Origin of the sequence: Pandoraea sputorum (genome assembly GCF_000814845.2) — a bacterium.
In the GTDB taxonomy this organism is placed as follows: Bacteria; Pseudomonadota; Gammaproteobacteria; order Burkholderiales; family Burkholderiaceae; genus Pandoraea; species Pandoraea sputorum.
In genome coordinates, this window is record NZ_CP010431.2 from 4,130,143 (window position 1) to 4,145,531 (window position 15,389).

At 63.4% G+C, this 15,389-nt stretch carries 15 protein-coding genes and 1 pseudogene; 3 read left to right on the forward strand and 13 right to left on the reverse strand.

From position 1 onward, the window contains the following. The first annotated feature begins 56 nt into the window (after nt 1-56). On the forward strand, nt 57-920 hold the full coding sequence (locus NA29_RS18145; protein ID WP_039400196.1) for an NmrA family NAD(P)-binding protein: 864 nt from the start codon (nt 57-59) through the stop codon (nt 918-920). Between the two features lie 55 nt (nt 921-975). On the opposite strand, the gene NA29_RS18150 is transcribed toward NA29_RS18145, so the two are convergent. From NA29_RS18150 to NA29_RS18165, 5 genes and pseudogenes are all read right to left on the reverse strand, one after another. After that, the gene (locus NA29_RS18150; protein WP_039400199.1) at nt 976-1,821 is read right to left on the reverse strand and encodes an esterase; all 846 of its coding nucleotides are present in this window, start codon (nt 1,819-1,821) and stop codon (nt 976-978) included. After that, complete coding sequence (locus NA29_RS26590) at nt 1,811-3,010, reverse strand: glycosyl transferase family 8 (RefSeq protein WP_371328978.1); 1,200 nt, start codon at nt 3,008-3,010, stop codon at nt 1,811-1,813. Before NA29_RS26590 ends, NA29_RS18150 begins: the two co-directional genes overlap by 11 nt. A 246-nt stretch (nt 3,011-3,256) precedes the next feature. After that, a pseudogene (locus NA29_RS26595) lies at nt 3,257-3,985 on the reverse strand (tetratricopeptide repeat protein); the annotation flags it as partial. 278 nt (nt 3,986-4,263) lie between these two features. After that, the gene (locus tag NA29_RS18160; protein WP_167370904.1) at nt 4,264-5,163 is read right to left on the reverse strand and encodes an ABC transporter substrate-binding protein; all 900 of its coding nucleotides are present in this window, start codon (nt 5,161-5,163) and stop codon (nt 4,264-4,266) included. 253 nt (nt 5,164-5,416) lie between these two features. After that, nucleotides 5,417-6,724: an aromatic ring-hydroxylating oxygenase subunit alpha gene (locus tag NA29_RS18165; protein WP_039400202.1), complete on the reverse strand. Its 1,308-nt coding sequence runs from the start codon at nt 6,722-6,724 to the stop codon at nt 5,417-5,419. Between the two features lie 165 nt (nt 6,725-6,889). Here NA29_RS18165 and NA29_RS18170 point away from each other — a divergent pair, with 165 nt between their 5' ends. After that, nucleotides 6,890-7,846, forward strand: a complete 957-nt coding sequence (locus NA29_RS18170; protein WP_039400205.1) for an AraC family transcriptional regulator — start codon at nt 6,890-6,892, stop codon at nt 7,844-7,846. Between the two features lie 109 nt (nt 7,847-7,955). Beyond that, nucleotides 7,956-8,501 carry a glutathione peroxidase gene (locus NA29_RS18175; RefSeq protein ID WP_039400208.1) on the forward strand — a complete coding sequence of 182 codons (546 nt, stop codon included), beginning with the start codon at nt 7,956-7,958 and terminating at the stop codon, nt 8,499-8,501. A gap of 108 nt (nt 8,502-8,609) precedes the next feature. Here the strand turns inward: NA29_RS18175 and NA29_RS18180 are convergent, their stop codons facing one another. From NA29_RS18180 to NA29_RS18215, 8 genes are all read right to left on the reverse strand, one after another. Continuing rightward, nucleotides 8,610-9,581: a VOC family protein gene (locus NA29_RS18180; protein WP_039400212.1), complete on the reverse strand. Its 972-nt coding sequence runs from the start codon at nt 9,579-9,581 to the stop codon at nt 8,610-8,612. A 40-nt stretch (nt 9,582-9,621) separates the two neighbouring features. Then, nucleotides 9,622-10,587: a PDR/VanB family oxidoreductase gene (locus NA29_RS18185; RefSeq protein WP_039400215.1), complete on the reverse strand. Its 966-nt coding sequence runs from the start codon at nt 10,585-10,587 to the stop codon at nt 9,622-9,624. A 44-nt stretch (nt 10,588-10,631) separates the two neighbouring features. Beyond that, entirely contained in the window at nt 10,632-11,078 is a 447-nt protein-coding gene (locus NA29_RS18190) for a RidA family protein (protein WP_039400217.1), read from the reverse strand. A gap of 22 nt (nt 11,079-11,100) precedes the next feature. Next, the gene (locus NA29_RS18195; RefSeq protein ID WP_039400220.1) at nt 11,101-12,132 is read right to left on the reverse strand and encodes a Rieske 2Fe-2S domain-containing protein; all 1,032 of its coding nucleotides are present in this window, start codon (nt 12,130-12,132) and stop codon (nt 11,101-11,103) included. Between the two features lie 54 nt (nt 12,133-12,186). Beyond that, nucleotides 12,187-12,405, reverse strand: coding sequence for a recombinase-like helix-turn-helix domain-containing protein (locus NA29_RS18200; RefSeq protein ID WP_039400222.1), 219 nt, complete (start codon nt 12,403-12,405; stop codon nt 12,187-12,189). Beyond that, complete coding sequence (locus tag NA29_RS18205; protein WP_039403955.1) at nt 12,405-12,749, reverse strand: hypothetical protein; 345 nt, start codon at nt 12,747-12,749, stop codon at nt 12,405-12,407. The genes NA29_RS18200 and NA29_RS18205 overlap by 1 nt, the downstream gene beginning before the upstream one ends. Before the next feature lie 23 nt (nt 12,750-12,772). After that, the gene (locus tag NA29_RS18210) at nt 12,773-13,786 is read right to left on the reverse strand and encodes an ABC transporter substrate-binding protein (RefSeq protein WP_052253039.1); all 1,014 of its coding nucleotides are present in this window, start codon (nt 13,784-13,786) and stop codon (nt 12,773-12,775) included. A 100-nt stretch (nt 13,787-13,886) separates the two neighbouring features. Further along, nucleotides 13,887-15,383 (reverse strand): aldehyde dehydrogenase, encoded by a 1,497-nt coding sequence (locus tag NA29_RS18215; protein ID WP_039400225.1) that lies wholly within the window; start codon nt 15,381-15,383, stop codon nt 13,887-13,889. Nucleotides 15,384-15,389: the final 6 nt, after the last annotated feature.

Sequence of the window (15,389 nt, forward strand, 5' to 3'; positions counted from 1 at the left end):
ACGATCGCAATCCCGTGTTACTTTTACGGCAACGTTACTGCGCGTGAGGAGTGACTATGTACACCGTAATGGGTATCACGGGTCGCGTTGGCGGCGTGATCGGACACGATCTGCTCACGGCTGGCCTGCCACTGCGGGCCATCGTTCAGGACCCCGTCAAGTCGAGCCGATGGGCCACGCTCGGCGGCGAGATTGCCGTTGCAGAGAATGGTGATACCGACGCGCTGACCAACGCCTTTCGCGGCAGCGAAGCTGTCTTCGTCATGCTTCCGCCGAACGCCGACCCGGAACTCGACTTCTCGCACGCCCGGCACCTGATCGACGCCATCGTCAAAGCGCTGAACGCCACGAACCCCAAACGCGTGGTGTGCTTGTCGAGCATCGGCGCCGATTGCGACACCCCCAGCCTGATCACTGCGCTGCGTCTGTTCGAAGAGGCGGTGCGCGGCGTCCATGCATCGGTGACCTTCCTGCGCCCCGCATGGCTGATGGAGAACTTTGCGTGGGACATTGCGCCCACCCGTGAGCGCGGCGAGCTGCCGAGTTATCTGGCACCGGTGGACCGGGCCATTCCGATGGTGTCGACAAACGACGTGGGCCATTTCGCCGCACGTGCGATGCAGGAGGATTTCGACGGCGAACGTATTTGGGAAATCGAGGGCCCGGAGCGTTACTCGCCGGACGACATCGCCGCTGCGTTGGCGCGCGCTCTGGTGCGAGACGTGCGCGCAGAGGCCGTACCGCCCGCAGGGTGGGACCCGCTGTTTCGGGCGCAAGGCATGCGCAACCCGCTGCCGCGCATCCAGATGCTCGACGGGTTCAACGACGGCACGTTCAAATTTCGCGACAACGGCCAGCATGTCATGCGCGGAGACGTCACGCTGCTCGACGCGATTACCGCACTGGTTCGGGAAACCTGAAGTCGAAAGCGAGCGGCTACGGCTTCATGGTCTGCACCTGACACTTTCAGCCTGCTCACTGCGCCGCGTCACACGCGGGCGTCTGTGCGAGCAACGCAGGCCATCGTGCGGCCCACTCGCCGTCGTGCGAGAGACCGGTGACCACAACCGTCTTTACGCACTTCCCACCGACAGCCGCCGCATAGCGCTTCTCGACGTCCGGCGGCACCACAGTGTCTTGTTCGCTGCTGAAGTGAATCTGAGGTATCGTCGCGACGCGCGTTGCGGCGTCGATGGGATTAAGCGACGCTGGCATCGCCGACACGTTATGCATGCGGTTCACATACTCGACATCGAGATTACCGGCGACCGTCCGAAGCGACGCGACGTCCTGTCGTCGGGCTGCAATCAGCGCGGCAATCGCACCACCGCCTGAGTAACCGACGAGCGCCAACCGCTGCCCGGGAACGCGCGCCCCAATCTTTCCAACGGCCTCGTTCATTGCGTCGACGACGTCGGGCGCGAAGCGCTTGCCGGTCCAATACTGCACCCCACATGCCGGATTCTGTGCCATTGGCGTGAACTGGCAGGGACGCGCGAGATATACCACGTTGGGCGACTTATCGGCCGCCGCAAGGGCGAGCCCCGTCGCGGCGACGGGCGTCGGATCGAGCGACGGCTCCGTTCGCGACAGCCACGCCAATCCGTCGCCTTCGACGTAGACATTCACCGGCGCATCGGTCTTTGTGATGCGAGAGAACACCGTCAGCACGAACGGCCCACCCGTCACCGTCTCACGACGCAAACCCGCCGGGTCGGCCAACGCCTGAGCGTGAGCGTCGCGATCAAGGCTCGCGCAGCCGGACGTCAGCACGGTAGCAACCGAATACGCGAACGCACCGAGCAGGGCTTTAAGTTGCATGCTGCGACTCCACCCCACGTCGTTCCGCGACGAAGGCGGCGAGCGCCTTCCCCATCCTATCGATCACGGGTCCCCACGCCGCACGCTCGGATTGACGGAAAAGCCGCATCCCCGGATACCAGGGCGAATCGTCGCGACCGAGCAACCAACGCCAGTCCGGAACGAACGGCAGCAGCACCCAGACCGGGCGCCCCATTCCACCGGCCAGATGCACGGGAGACGAATCGACCGAAATCAGCAAGTCTGCGAGGTGCAAAATGGCCGCGGTGTCCTCGAAGTCACGGATTTCGTCGCTCAGCGACACCATCTTCATGCCTTGCGGCGGCGTTGTCGCCTGCGACGAAGCGGGTCCCTTCTGGATCGAGAGGAACGTTGCGCCGCTCGCACCGAGCGGCGCAAGCTGCTCGAGCGACACAGACCGGTTGCTGTCGTTCACATGCTCCGGGCGTCCTGCCCATACCGTAGCGACCCACGGGCGGGGAACGTCGGCCAGTCGAGCACGCCAGTGGGCGACTCGCTCGGGATCTGCGCTGAGATATCCGACATCGCCCGGCAAGTCGGCGACTTTGAGGCCCATCGCCATCGGCAAGCTCATCAGTTCGCAATGCTGGTCGAAGGTGACGGGCAGCGTGCCGCGTCCGACGATGTCCGCATCGCCCCACATCCGGCGGGCAATCGACAACGTTTCGGGATTCACTTCGAAGATCACACGCGCCTGACTGCGCTCGCGCGCCCACCGAGCCATACGCATGAACTGGAACGTATCGCCATAGCCTTGCTCGTCGTGAATCAGTAACGTTTGCCCCGGAATCGGCTGACCGTCCCAACGCGGGCGCTGGACTTTGCGCTCAATCGATTGCGTATGTTCGAGGCTGTAGCGATAGCGGTATTCCTGCCAGCCCCGCTCGAAATCGCCCAGCAGAAGCAGCGATTCGGCCAGATCGAACCGGTTGGACAAATCGCCGGGGACCTGACGCGCGAGCATTGCCAGTACGTCGCGACCAGCCTCGGCTTTACCCTGTGCACGCAGGGCCATCGCGAGCAGACGCCACATCGACATGGGTGCGGCGCCTGCCGCCACGGCATCGCGCAGCAGCGCCTCTGCACCTTCGAAATCCCGCGCCGCAATGCGCTCGGATGCCGCTTGATGCACGGATGCGTGATCGTGCGACGCACTTGACTGCGACACCTGCGACACCTGCGCGCCAGTTGCACCGACGGCGTCACGCCTCGCAATATCCGATTCCACGGCTACCAGCGCCGCCTGCACGTTGGCGCTTTGTGGCAGTTGCTCTGCAGCGGCTCGCGCGCTGACGAGCGCTTCGTCGAGGCGTCCGACCAGACGCAGCACGCTGGCGCGCGCCACCAATGTCGATGGGTGCTGCGCAGCGAATGCCGACATCACTTCCACAACTTGCAACGCCGCCGCGACATTGCCGCGCGAGAGTTCGATATCAGCCAGATTCCGATAGGCGTCGACAAATTCGGGTGCCAGATCAATGGCCCGACGTGCCAGTTCTCCGGCTTCGTCGAAACGTTTCCGCAAGCTCAACAGCGACGCCAGATTGCTATGGGTATCGGCACGCCGAGGATCGATGTCCAACGCGCGGCGATAGTGCGCTTCGGACACCTCGAATCGCCCCAGCAGTCGTGCGGTATTGCCCAGATTATTCTGCGCATCCGCCGATCCCGGCTGAAGCTCCCCCACGCGCGTAAGACACGTCATGCTCTGTTCGAGCTGACCGGATTCCTGCAACGCGATGCCCAGATTGTTCCATCCGGGCGCGAACGCCGGATCGATCTCGACGGCACGACGCCCCGCCGCTACGGCATCCGTCAGCCGCCCCGCCTGGCGGTACATCTCCGCGAGATCGGACCAGCACGCCGCATGCGCCCCCGGCGCCCGGCAAGTGGCTCGCAAATGCTCGATCGCCATCTCGCGCTTGCCGTAGGCGTGCGCCATCAGGCCAAGCAGATAGTGCGCGTCGGGGTGTTCGGGAGAGGCATCCAGGACACGTCGGCACAGCATTTCGGCCTGTGCCGCCTGTCCGGCCTGCCAATGGGAATTCGCCAGCGCGACCGCTTGCGCAAAAGTGAGCGTCCCGGCGACACCGGGCGACGACGAAGCACCGCCAGGCGACGGGGAGGAGGGAGCGGAGGACATCGAGTGACGTTCGGGAAATTCGGTAAGCCGTGGACACTGCGCGATACTTCCACGGCGGTCGCAGCTATGTCAATAACTGCGACCGCCGATCCCGTCTGAAGGGGCAGACGAGCGCGCCCCGGTTCGCTACGCGCCGAACTGCTGCCTGCACTGCCAAACGACAAGGCCGCACCGTTGCCACCCGCTTCAGTGTAGCCGCGCTGACTCAGATGGCGGCATGTGGTGCCCGCCACAATTCCACACATTAGCTTCGCATACCGATTTACCTTACATACGGCTTACATCTTCCCCGGAATAAACTGATTTGTATAAAGCGACTCTATCGGTTGTGCGGCGCGCACCACCTTTTTATCGACGTACGAATTCTGAACGTGGGACACAATCGCCGGATCGAACTCGCCCGGCCTCAATCGACTGGGGAACACATATTTGGCGTAGTAAGTCAGCACCTTCGTCACGAAATCGAGCTTATCGGCATACGACGGCACAGCCACCACATACGCTTTGGAGGCGGCCACCGGATCGGCCTCGATCTCCGTCATCGCCTTCATCGTTGCTCTGACGAATTTTGCGATAGTCTCGGGATCCGACGCGATTTTCTTGTCCGATGCAATGATCGCCTGCCCCATCCCCGGCGTCAGTTGATCCGTCGGTCGATAGTGCACCTTCACGCCCGCCGCCTCAACGCGAGCGCCCCACTCGGGCGTACCGACGAGGCCGTCGGACCGACCGTTGGCCACGTCCTGCCAGACACCGTTCGGCCCGCCGGCGTATATCGTCACATCGCTCTTCGTAAGCTTTCCCGCCGCGAGGATGCCGAGCGTGACGTAATACGACGTATCCTCGTACGACATGACGGACAGCGTCTTGCCCTTGAGATCGCTGGCCTGCGCGATATTGCGGTCGGCACGCGTGATGAACTGATGCAGCGGGTGGCCGCCCAGCAACGCAACCGCTTTGACGTTCACGCCGTTGTTGCGCAACAGGATGGGCGTGTCCCCGAGCGCATCTCCAATGTCACCGTTACCCGCCGCAAGTTGCTTGCCGACCGCCGCACCGCCATGCACGGCAATCCAGCGGATCTTCAACCCCTCCTGCGCGTAATATCCCTTGCTCTGTGCAAGCATGAACGGCGCAAAGGCGAGCTCGCCCGGCGGTGCGGCCAGCAAGAATGTCACCTCTTTTTCCGGCGCACCGGCCTGCGCGTGCGCCGAACACACCATCCCCCAACGATCCCCGCTGCGGCTATTTTGCGCAGTGCCCGAAAGGCACTGACCGTCCAAACGTTTCGTTTCACGTTCACCTTTTCCTCACATTGTTGAAGTCTTGTTTCGGATGAACCACATCAGACACATCAACCGCAGCGATATCGACGCGCACTACGCTTGCCGCACGTCGCTACTTCGCATCTACTTCGCCTCAGCCTCACCGCTATGACGTCTCGGCCTCTCCGGCCCCGTGGACCGTAAAGAATTTCGCCCCGCGCATCTTCTGGCCGACGGCTTGCTCATACGCTTCACGAACCTCGTCGGGCTGCCCCGCCTGTCCAAAGAAGTCATGCAAGTAGGGGCCCAATAGCGGATGCGCGGTGAGTGCCTCGCGCGTCAATCCTGTGAGCATTTCCTCCCGGCAAGCCGAGGGCAGAAACACGCGCTCATTCTTCGCAGGATCCGTAATCAAGCCCTTCGGCACGGCACCACCGGCAACGGCTTCGAGTTCTTCGAAGAATTTCCGACGCATCATCACGATGCCGCGATCGCTCGCGCCCAACGTCTCCTTCGAGCGGTCCGTAATGCGCCCTTGCCCCACCCATGCGGCGAAGTCCTGATTCGCAACGTGCGACGTGATCCAGTCGCCGTTCTCGTCGTATAGCGGGCCGTACCACGTCGGGATACGTGGCTGGACATACGGCTCCTGCTCCTTAGGCACACGATTGAAAACCCAGAACACCGACAGCGTGTTTTCGTCGTCGATGGGCACACGCCACTCGAAGTGGTGGCCGAGATAGAAGCCGTTCGGCCACAGCGTGACGCGTCCGACGGTCCACATCACGTTCTCCTCGGTCTCCGCCGCGCGCAAACGCTTGTAGACGAAGCCGTGCTCGAACTCCTCATACGCGGCCTTCAAGTGCGTGGGCACATAGGCGGCCCCGGCGTCTTGCTGACGCGCCGTCCAGTTGTTATGCGTCCACTCGAAATGCACCGGATCGATGGAGTTTTCCTGACACTGGAACCAGTTGCAGGGAATCTCGGCCATGACCACCTGCGCAAAACCGTGCTCGTAGCTGAACGGCTCCCAATCGGGCAACTGCGGGGCGGGAAGCGGCCCCATGTAGGCCCACAACAGTCCGGCCTTCGCGCGCACTTCATACGCAGTGATCCGCGTCTTCTGACGCAGGCGGGCCTGCGGATCGACGATTTCTTCAAACGGTTGATGCGTGCACGCGCCGTCGCGTCCGAACTCCCAGCCGTGATACGCGCAGCGCAAGCCGCATTGCTCCACGATGCCGAATGCCAGATCGGCGTTGCGATGCGGGCAGCGTCGCTGCACCAGTCCGTAGTGGCCGGACAAGTCCTTGTAAAGGACCAGGTCCTCACCGAACAGACGAATCGGGCGCACCGCCTTGTCGTCGAATTCCGAGACACCGGCGACCGGATGCCAGTAACGGCGCAGATAGTCGCCCATCGCGGTACCGGGGCCGACTTCGGTGAGAAGTTTGTTCTTTTCTGGACTAAGCATGATCGAGTCGCAAGTAGCGGGAGATGCAATGATTTTTGATCGCAAGACGCGCGCAAGGAACTACCGCAAAATCCAATTGAGTTGCCGTTCGTCTCAACCGTACGAATTCCCGTCGATTCGGTCCCGACGCGCATGGCCGCCCCACAAAAAGATAAGCGAGACGTCATGGATCAACTGAGCGAAGTTCTGGCAGATGTACACGCCACCGCCGTCGTGACCGGCCATTTCACATTGCATGCCCCCTGGGCGTTCGATAAGGAGCCTGTACAGGGCATCCCGTTCCGGATCTGCCGCGGGGAGTCGTGCTGGCTTCACGTCGACGGCGAAAGCCCGGTGCTGGTTCGCGAAGGCGACGTCGTGTTGCTGCCCCAAGGCAGCGCGCACCGTATGTCGAGCACGCCGGACGTCCCTGCCGTGCCGTTCAACGATCTGCTTGCCGAGCGCGGCATTACGCCACGCTCCGATACACCGCTGGCAATGGTCGTCGGCGCCGAGGGCCCCGCGTGTGAGTTGCACACGGCCATCGTTGGATTCGCCTCAGCACACCGGCATCCGATCTTCGCCATCCTTCCGCCCGTGATTCATATCCGGCACGACGACCCGGCCGTCGCCCCGTGGTTGAAAGCGACGCTGCAGAACTTCATCGAAGAGTCGATGGCGTGCAAGCCGGGCTGGATGATCGCGGCGGCACGGCTGTCCGACGTGCTGTGCGTGCAGATGGTGCGCGCGCATGTCCTGCAGAATGAACGGGTGGGTGCTCACTGGCTCAAGGGTTTGCTGGACAAGCAGGTCGGCCGCGCGGTGCTGGCCATCCACCGCGAGCCGTCGGTGCACTGGGATGTGCGCAAGCTGGCCGAACTGGCCGGTATGTCGCGCTCCCGCTTCGTGGCACGCTTTACCGCCCTTGTCGGCACGGCGCCAATGGCGCATCTGACCGGGGTGCGCATGCATCTCGCCGCCGAGGCGCTTGCCACGCGCACGCTGCGCGTGGCTGAGGTTGCCGACAAGGTCGGCTACATCTCCGAGAAGGCATTCTCGCGCGCGTTCAAGCGCTGGGCGGGCGACACACCGCGCGCGTTCGGTCAACGCACACGAGACTTGCTCGACAACAAGATCCATTAACGTCGGCGCGACGCTCAGCGCGCCGACCGGGCTTACGCTACACTCGGCAAATTGCCCCGAAAGCCATTCACGGGTCGCATATGCACCACTCAAAGGACAGAAAATTCTCATGAGCACGAACATCGAAACCATCGCCGTCAGTCGCAACGACGGTGCCGCCGCCTCGCTGGGCGATTACGCAGGCAAGGTGCGTCTGGTTGTGAACGTCGCATCGAAGTGCGGCCTGACGCCGCAATACGAAGGGCTGGAGCGTCTGTACGAAGACAAACGCGCCGCAGGTCTGGAAGTGCTGGCGTTCCCCGCCAACAATTTCAAGGGTCAGGAACCGGGCACCGACGCCGAGATCCTCGACTTCTGCACCACGCAATACAACGTCACGTTCCCGCTGTTCGCCAAGATCTCTGTGCTGGGCGACGACCGTCACCCGCTGTACAGCGCGCTGGTCGAAGCAAAACCGGAAGCCACCGGCGAAGGCCCGTTCCGCGAGCGTCTGAAAGGCTTCGGTGTCGAGCGCGACAACCCCGCCGACGTCCTGTGGAACTTCGAGAAGTTCCTGATCGGCCGCAACGGTCAGGTCGTGGGCCGCTTCTCGCCGGACGTCAAGGCCGACGACCCGCGTCTGGTCGCCGCCATCGACGCCGAACTCGCGAAGTAACTGCGAATCGGCTGAAAATGCAAAAGGGGGCGATGCGTTGTGCATGCCCCCTCGTGCCGCGTCGTTTCCCCCCGGATTCGACGCGCTGCTACAACACTGTGCCCGTACTCAGCGCTTGGCCGTATCAGTCATGAACTTGCCGGTCGGCGCGTCACCGCCCTTCTTCTGACGACGCGTATTTCCGTCCAGTCCGCCATCCACCGCCCACTCTGCGAACACCGTCGGCCCCGGCTCGAAATCCCGCGGTTGCCATTCCGGCGTCAGGATGTCCTCGTCCGCGTAATACTCGATGAGCGCCCCGCACGGATTTTTGAAGTACCAGAAATACGCCGACGAAATCGGATGACGGCCCGGCCCCAACTGCGTTTCCCAGCCGCAACGATCGATGTGCATGCCGCCGCCGAATACCTCGTGGATGTCGCGCACCGTGAACGCCACGTGATTCAGTCCGCGCTTGCCGTTCGGTAGCGCCAGCAGGAACAGGTCGTGGTGTCCGCCGTGCGGTGCACAACGCATGAACGCGCCGCGATCCGGGTAGCGGTCGGACAATTCAAAACCGAGCTTGTCTTCGTAGAACTTCTGTGTGGCCGCCAGCGCGTTCGTAAAGAACACGACATGGCCGACCTCGATCGGCTGTGCGCGCTCGTACACCGGGCTCGGTGTATTGACTCGCTGCGCAGGCAGTCCCCACGGATTGGTCGGCGCGCCCTGCACATCCAGCGCACGCTTGGCCGTCACTTCAACGCGCACTGCCAGACCGTTCGGGTCGATGCAACCTGCCGCGCCGTCCTTGAAGAAATAGCCCGGCTGATCTGCGAGACGGTCTGCGATGGCCGCGACCTCATCGGCCGTTGCCACGCCCCAGGTCACTTCGCGCAACGTCGGCCCGTCTTCCATTGCGGGCGGCAGCGACGGATCGTCGTGACGCACGGCCAGCACGCGGCAACCGTTGAGCGTCTCAAAACGCGCGCCGCTGGCGTCGGCGGCGACTTCGCTCAGGCCCCAATCGGCCAGAAACCGGCGACAGGTATCGAGGTCGGTGACCCCGTAGGTAATTTGTTCGATGCCAAGAATCGTCATGACAGTCTCGGAGTATGTTCTGAATCAGGGGATGGGAGATTCACAGATCCAGCGTCAGACGGTCGCCCTTGCAACCCGACACGCAGATCATCATGACCTTGTTCGATGCGCGCTCGGATGCACTCAGCACCGAGTCGCGATGGTCGGGGCAGCCGTCGAGCACGCGCGTCTCGCAAGCCCCGCAAACGCCTTCCATGCAGCTATGTTCGGCGTCGATACCTGCGGCAATCAGCGTGTCGAGCAACGTCGCGCCCGCCGGGACGGTGACTTCCTTGCCTGACTTCGCAAGCGTCACGACGTAACCCTGCGACGTTGCAGGCGGCGGCGCATCCGGTGCAGCGGCGAAGCGCTCGATGTGAACGTTGGCGATACCGGCTTCGGCGCACGCCGCCTCGAAGGCGTCGAGCATCACGCCCGGGCCGCAGCAGTAGGCATGTGTGCCCGCCGGTTGGTCCGCCAGATACGCCGCGAGCGACGCAGGTTTGCCGTCGTTCTGGTCGTCGAAGTGATACGTCACGTCACCCCCCAGTGCGCGCAATTCTTCGACGAATGCGGCCTGCGGCGCCGTGCGGGCGCAATACATCAGCTTGACGCTGCGACCGAGCGAGCGCAGGCGGCGGTACATGCACAGAATCGGGGTCACACCGATACCGCCCGCCACCAACACCGTATGACCGGCCGTCTCGTCCAGCTCGAAGTGATTACGTGGCGCCGAAATATCCAGCGTCATGCCGACGCGGAAATTGTCGTGGATGAAGCGCGAGCCGCCCCGGCTCTTCGGGTCGGCCAGAATACCGAGCACGTAGCGGTTTTCTTCCCCGGGCGCATTGACGAGCGAATAGCTGCGCACGAGCCCGCTCGGCAGATGCAGATCGATGTGCGCGCCCGGCGTGAAGCCCGGAAACGTATCGTTGCTGCCCGCTGCGGGCACGAGTTCGATGCTCATGATGCCCGCCGCCTCGTAACGAAGCGTGCGCACCATCGCCGACAGGTTTGACTTGCTCATGATGCCGTTCTCTGATGTTGCTGATGACTCGGTGTCTGCGCGGGTCAGCCCGCCACGGACAAATCGATGTCGAGGCGCGCGAACGCCTCGATCTCCACGCGTAGCTCCGGAAACACCAAAGCGCTGACCTGCACGAGCGTGGAACACGGATACGCACCGCCGTCGGCCGCCACATGTGCGAAGAATTCGCGTCGCGCACGACCGACTTCATCCTTGTCGGCAATGTCGGTCACGTAGACCACGAGCTTGTAGACGTTGGCGAGACTGCCCCCGCCTGCCTCGACCAGCGCACGGATCTTGCCCAGTACGACGAGCGTCTGCTCGTAGGCACTCAGCGGCTTCGCCGCATCGCGCGTGGCCGGATGCGCGGTCATGCCCGACATCAGGATTTCGTTGCCGAAGCGAATGCCGTTGCTCCACGTCGCCGTGCCCTGGTCGGGCACAGCGACGGCGCGAATGCGTTCGGCCTTGAGGGGTTGATCGATCTGCATCGGATATTCCGTCTCGCGCGGCTTACGCCTTGCCCTGTTGCATACGTTCGAGCTCCGCCTTCGCCAGATTCTTCAGGTGACGGCGCAGACGCACGATGCCCATGTCGTGCTGATACAGATGTTCGTTCTGGTTGGCGTCAGGCTCCATGTCTTCGAGCATCACACGATCCTGCTCCAGCACGTTCCAGTGACGCGCTTCCAGACGATTGCGATACAGGAAGCGCCACGTGTCGCGCTGCCATCCGTCGAGCTTACGGCAGCGCCAGTGGAACACGGCGGCCAGCGTCGGGGAGATCGGCGTGTAGCTGCCCACGATCACGAAGTTGCCGCCGGGGCCGCCCGTCTTCGGGTACGGAATCTCCAGACGCATCCAGTGCGTGCCGGTGTCGGCCCACTCGGTCCAGTCGAAATTCACGTCGCGCTGGCCTTCCTTCTCGAACACGAAGCCACGGTCGGTATCGCGAATGCGGAACGCCGCCGTGTTGTCGCCCTCGGCCATCGAGTGCGACTGCTTGTGCAGATACGTGCCGTGCATCGGGTCCATCACGTTATCGAGCACGTAACGGTAATCGCCCTTCCATTCGGTGTAGCAGAGGAACGACGAGAATGCGCCGTCGGCGTCGAGTTCTTCCGGCAGTACCAGCGGCGGCGGCGTCTCGATGTTTTCGGTGGCGTTGTACAACCAGATCGCGTCGTTGCGCTCGACGATGTGATACGCCTGCGTCGGACGCGAGCCTTCGAGCTTGCAGCCCGGGCTGCCCGGCACACGCATGACGGTGCCGTCGCAGCGCACCTGCACGCCGTGATAGCCGCAGGCGATGCGGTCGCCCATCACGATGCCCTTCGAGAGGGGCGCGCCGCGATGCGGGCAGTGATCGTCAAGGGCATGCACCTTGTTGTCCTGATCGCGCCAGAACACGAGCTTCTTGCCCAGACGGCGCAGCGAGACCGGCTCGCGGCCGACCATGTGCGCCGGACAAATCGGGTACCAGAGATTCTTCAGGCCGCGCTCGAGCAAAGCGTCGGCGGTGAGGATAGGTTGTTGCGTAGTCATGGGGGACCTCCATCGCGAGCGCCGCCCGAGCGGCCATCGCGCTATGTGATGTTTTTACTCTTCGGCCAGTCGTGCGATCTGCGCTTTGTAGACGTCTTCCGTCCACACGTCACCTTCCTGCGGGCCGGGGCCAGTGCGATTCAGGTAGGCCACGAGACCCGCCAGATCGTGCGTGCCCGACGCGTAGGCGCGCTCGATGGCGTCTCCCAGCAGGCTTTCGTATTGCGTCGGCTCATGGCGACGCGCTTGATGCGGTTCCAGATAACGGTCCATCACTTCCCTCCATTGCGCACCCGCTCGCGAATACGCGCGTGCACGGGTACAAAGTCATACGTCGGATAGCATTCGGTGCGAAACACACCCCAGGCCGAGCGCTCCAGTTCCACATTCACGACCGGTAACAAATGCGGCGGCAGTTCCAGCGTGACGATCTGGCCGAAGCCCATCGCCACCGTCCACGACACCACCTTGACGCCAGCGGGCGGGAATCGCTCCCACCATTCGGCGGCTTTCAAACGCTCCTGAAAATCGTCGAGATTGTTCGACTGATCGTGACGCAGGAACACCGTCAGCATCATGGTCTCGGGTTGGGCTGCGCCCGGTGCGGTTTCGCTCATCACTTTCTCGCCTGTCGCGTCGCTCACTGCACGAACTGGTTGGTGAACAGGTCTTCCGGCTTGGACTTCTCGCGGATGACCTTCTCTTGCGCGTAGAAGTCCTGCAACTTCGTCACACGCGCCGGATCGAACGCGCCCAGACGTTGCTGACCCGGATACACATTGCGGGCGTAGTACGTGAGGATCTTTTCGATCTCGGCTTCCTTGCCCTTGTAAGCTGGCACGGCAACGCAGTATTCCTTCGCAGCACCCGCCGGATCGCGCATGATTTCCGCGACCGACTTGATCGTCGCGCGCACGAACTTGCGAATCATCTCCGGCTTCTCGGCGATGGTCTTGTCCGACGCCAGAATCGCCTGCGCCATGCCCGGGAAATACTTGTCGGTCGACGTCATCGTGATCTTCACGCCAGCGTCTTCGATGTTCTGCGCCCACTCGGGCGTGCCGACCATCACTTCCGCCTTGCCCGTCGCGACCTGCTGCCAGACGCCCGCCGGACCTGCGCCCTGAATGCGTGCATCGTTACGCGTGAGACCGGCCGAGGCGAGCAGACCGAGCGTCGCGTAGAAGCCGGTGTCCTGATAGGCCAGCACGGTGATCGTCTTGCCCTTCAGATCGGCGGGCGACTTGATGTTGGCATCGTCGCGCACCACCAACTGGTGCAGCGTGCGGCCGCCGAGCAGCGCCACGCCCTTGATGGGGATGCCGTTCGGACGCAGCACAATCGGCGTGTCGCCCAGACCACCGCCCAGATCGCCGTTACCGGACGCAAGCTGCTTGCCCACGTCTGCACCGCCCTGTACGGTCAGCCAGCGCACCGACAATCCTTCTGCCGCGTAGTAGCCCTTCTTCTCGGCCAGCATCAACGGCGCGAAGGCTGGCAGGTTCGCCGGGGCCGGGAGCAGATAGGTGATCTGCTGCGTCGCAGGCTGCTGCGCCATCACCGGTGCGGCCACGCCGCTGAGTCCCGCCACGGCACACAGACCCGCCGTCAGAAAGGCGCGACGCGCCAACGATGCACGGAAAATCGACAACATATCTTTGCCTCGCTCAAGTTTCGAATGTCCGCGATGCCCCGTGCATCGCGGCTTGCCACTGTCCACTGTCATTACTCGCTGCCCACTTCTGCCACCGACGTCAGACCCGGCCCGCCCAGGCGAGCGGGTTCTCGTTCAGGCCCCAGTAAAGGCTCTTCTGATTCGTGTACTCAAGCAGTCCCAGACGCCCCTTCTCGCGGCCCATGCCGCTCTCCTTCCAGCCGCCGAACGGCGTCGAGATGGAGAACTGCTTGTAGGTATTGATCCAGACGGTGCCCGTCTCCAGCGCCCGGCCCACGCGCCAGGCGCGCTTGAAGTCGCGCGTCCAGATACCGGCGGCCAGTCCGTAGACGCTGTCGTTGGCCTCGGCCAGCAGATCGGCTTCGTTCTCGAACGGCAGCACGGCCAGCACCGGCCCGAAGATCTCTTCCTGCACCATGCGTGCCTGATTCGTCAGGCCCGCGATGATCGTCGGCTGATAGAAGTAGCCCTTCTCCCGACCGTCGCCCGCAGGACGCTCGCCGCCGCACAGCAGTCGACCGCCCTCTTCCAGCCCGATGGCGACGTAGCGCTCGATGGAGTCACGATGCGACGACGTCACGAGCGGCCCCATCTGCGTGTCCTCGCGCAGCGGATCCCCCACGCGCAATTGCTTCGCACCGGCGACCAGACGCTCGACGAACGTGTCGAAGATCGCTTTATGGACGAACAGGCGCGAGCCTGCGATACACGACTCGCCCGACGAACTGAAGATGCCGTAGAGCACACCGGCCACGGCGTGATCGATGTCGGCGTCTTCGAACACGATGGTCGGCGACTTGCCGCCGAGTTCGAGCGATACCGGCATCAGCTTTTCTGCGGCGAGTCGCGCAATGCCGCGACCGACTTCCGTACCGCCGGTGAACGCCACCTTCTTGACCTTCGGATGACGCACGAGAATGTCGCCGATGACCGAACCCTTGCCCGGCAGCACCGACAGCACCCCGCGCGGCACGCCTGCGGCTTCGCAGATGCGGCCGAGTTCGAGCGATGCGAGCGGCGTGACTTCCGCCGGTTTGAGCACCACGGCGTTGCCTGCGGCGAGTGCCGGGGCGAGCTTCTGGGCGTCCGACGCAATCGGCGAGTTCCACGGCGTGATGGCAGCCACCACACCCAACGGCTCATGCACGCTCATCGTCAGATAGTCGCCGCGCGACGGCGTGAGCGTCTCTTCGAGCGTCTCCAGGCAGGAGGCGAAGTAGCGGAACGTACCCGCCGCACTCGCGACGAGCGCGCGCGTCTCGCTGATCGGCTTGCCGTTATCGCGTCGTTGCAGGTGCGCGAGCGCTTCGGCGCGTTGCGTGATGCCGTCGGCTACGCGATGCAGCACGGCAGCACGCTGATGCGGCTTCAGGCCCGCCCAATCGGCGCGACGCCATGCGGCGTCTGCGGCTTCGACCGCTTCAACAGCATCGTCCGCACCCGCAGCGGCGATCTCGGCATTCACGCTTTCGTCGGCCGGGTACAGGCTTTGATAGCGTTTGCCGGTTCCGGCACGCCATTCGCCGCCGACCAGAATGTCGCTCGAAAACCCTTGCAGCAAATCTTGATGGCTCATGACTCT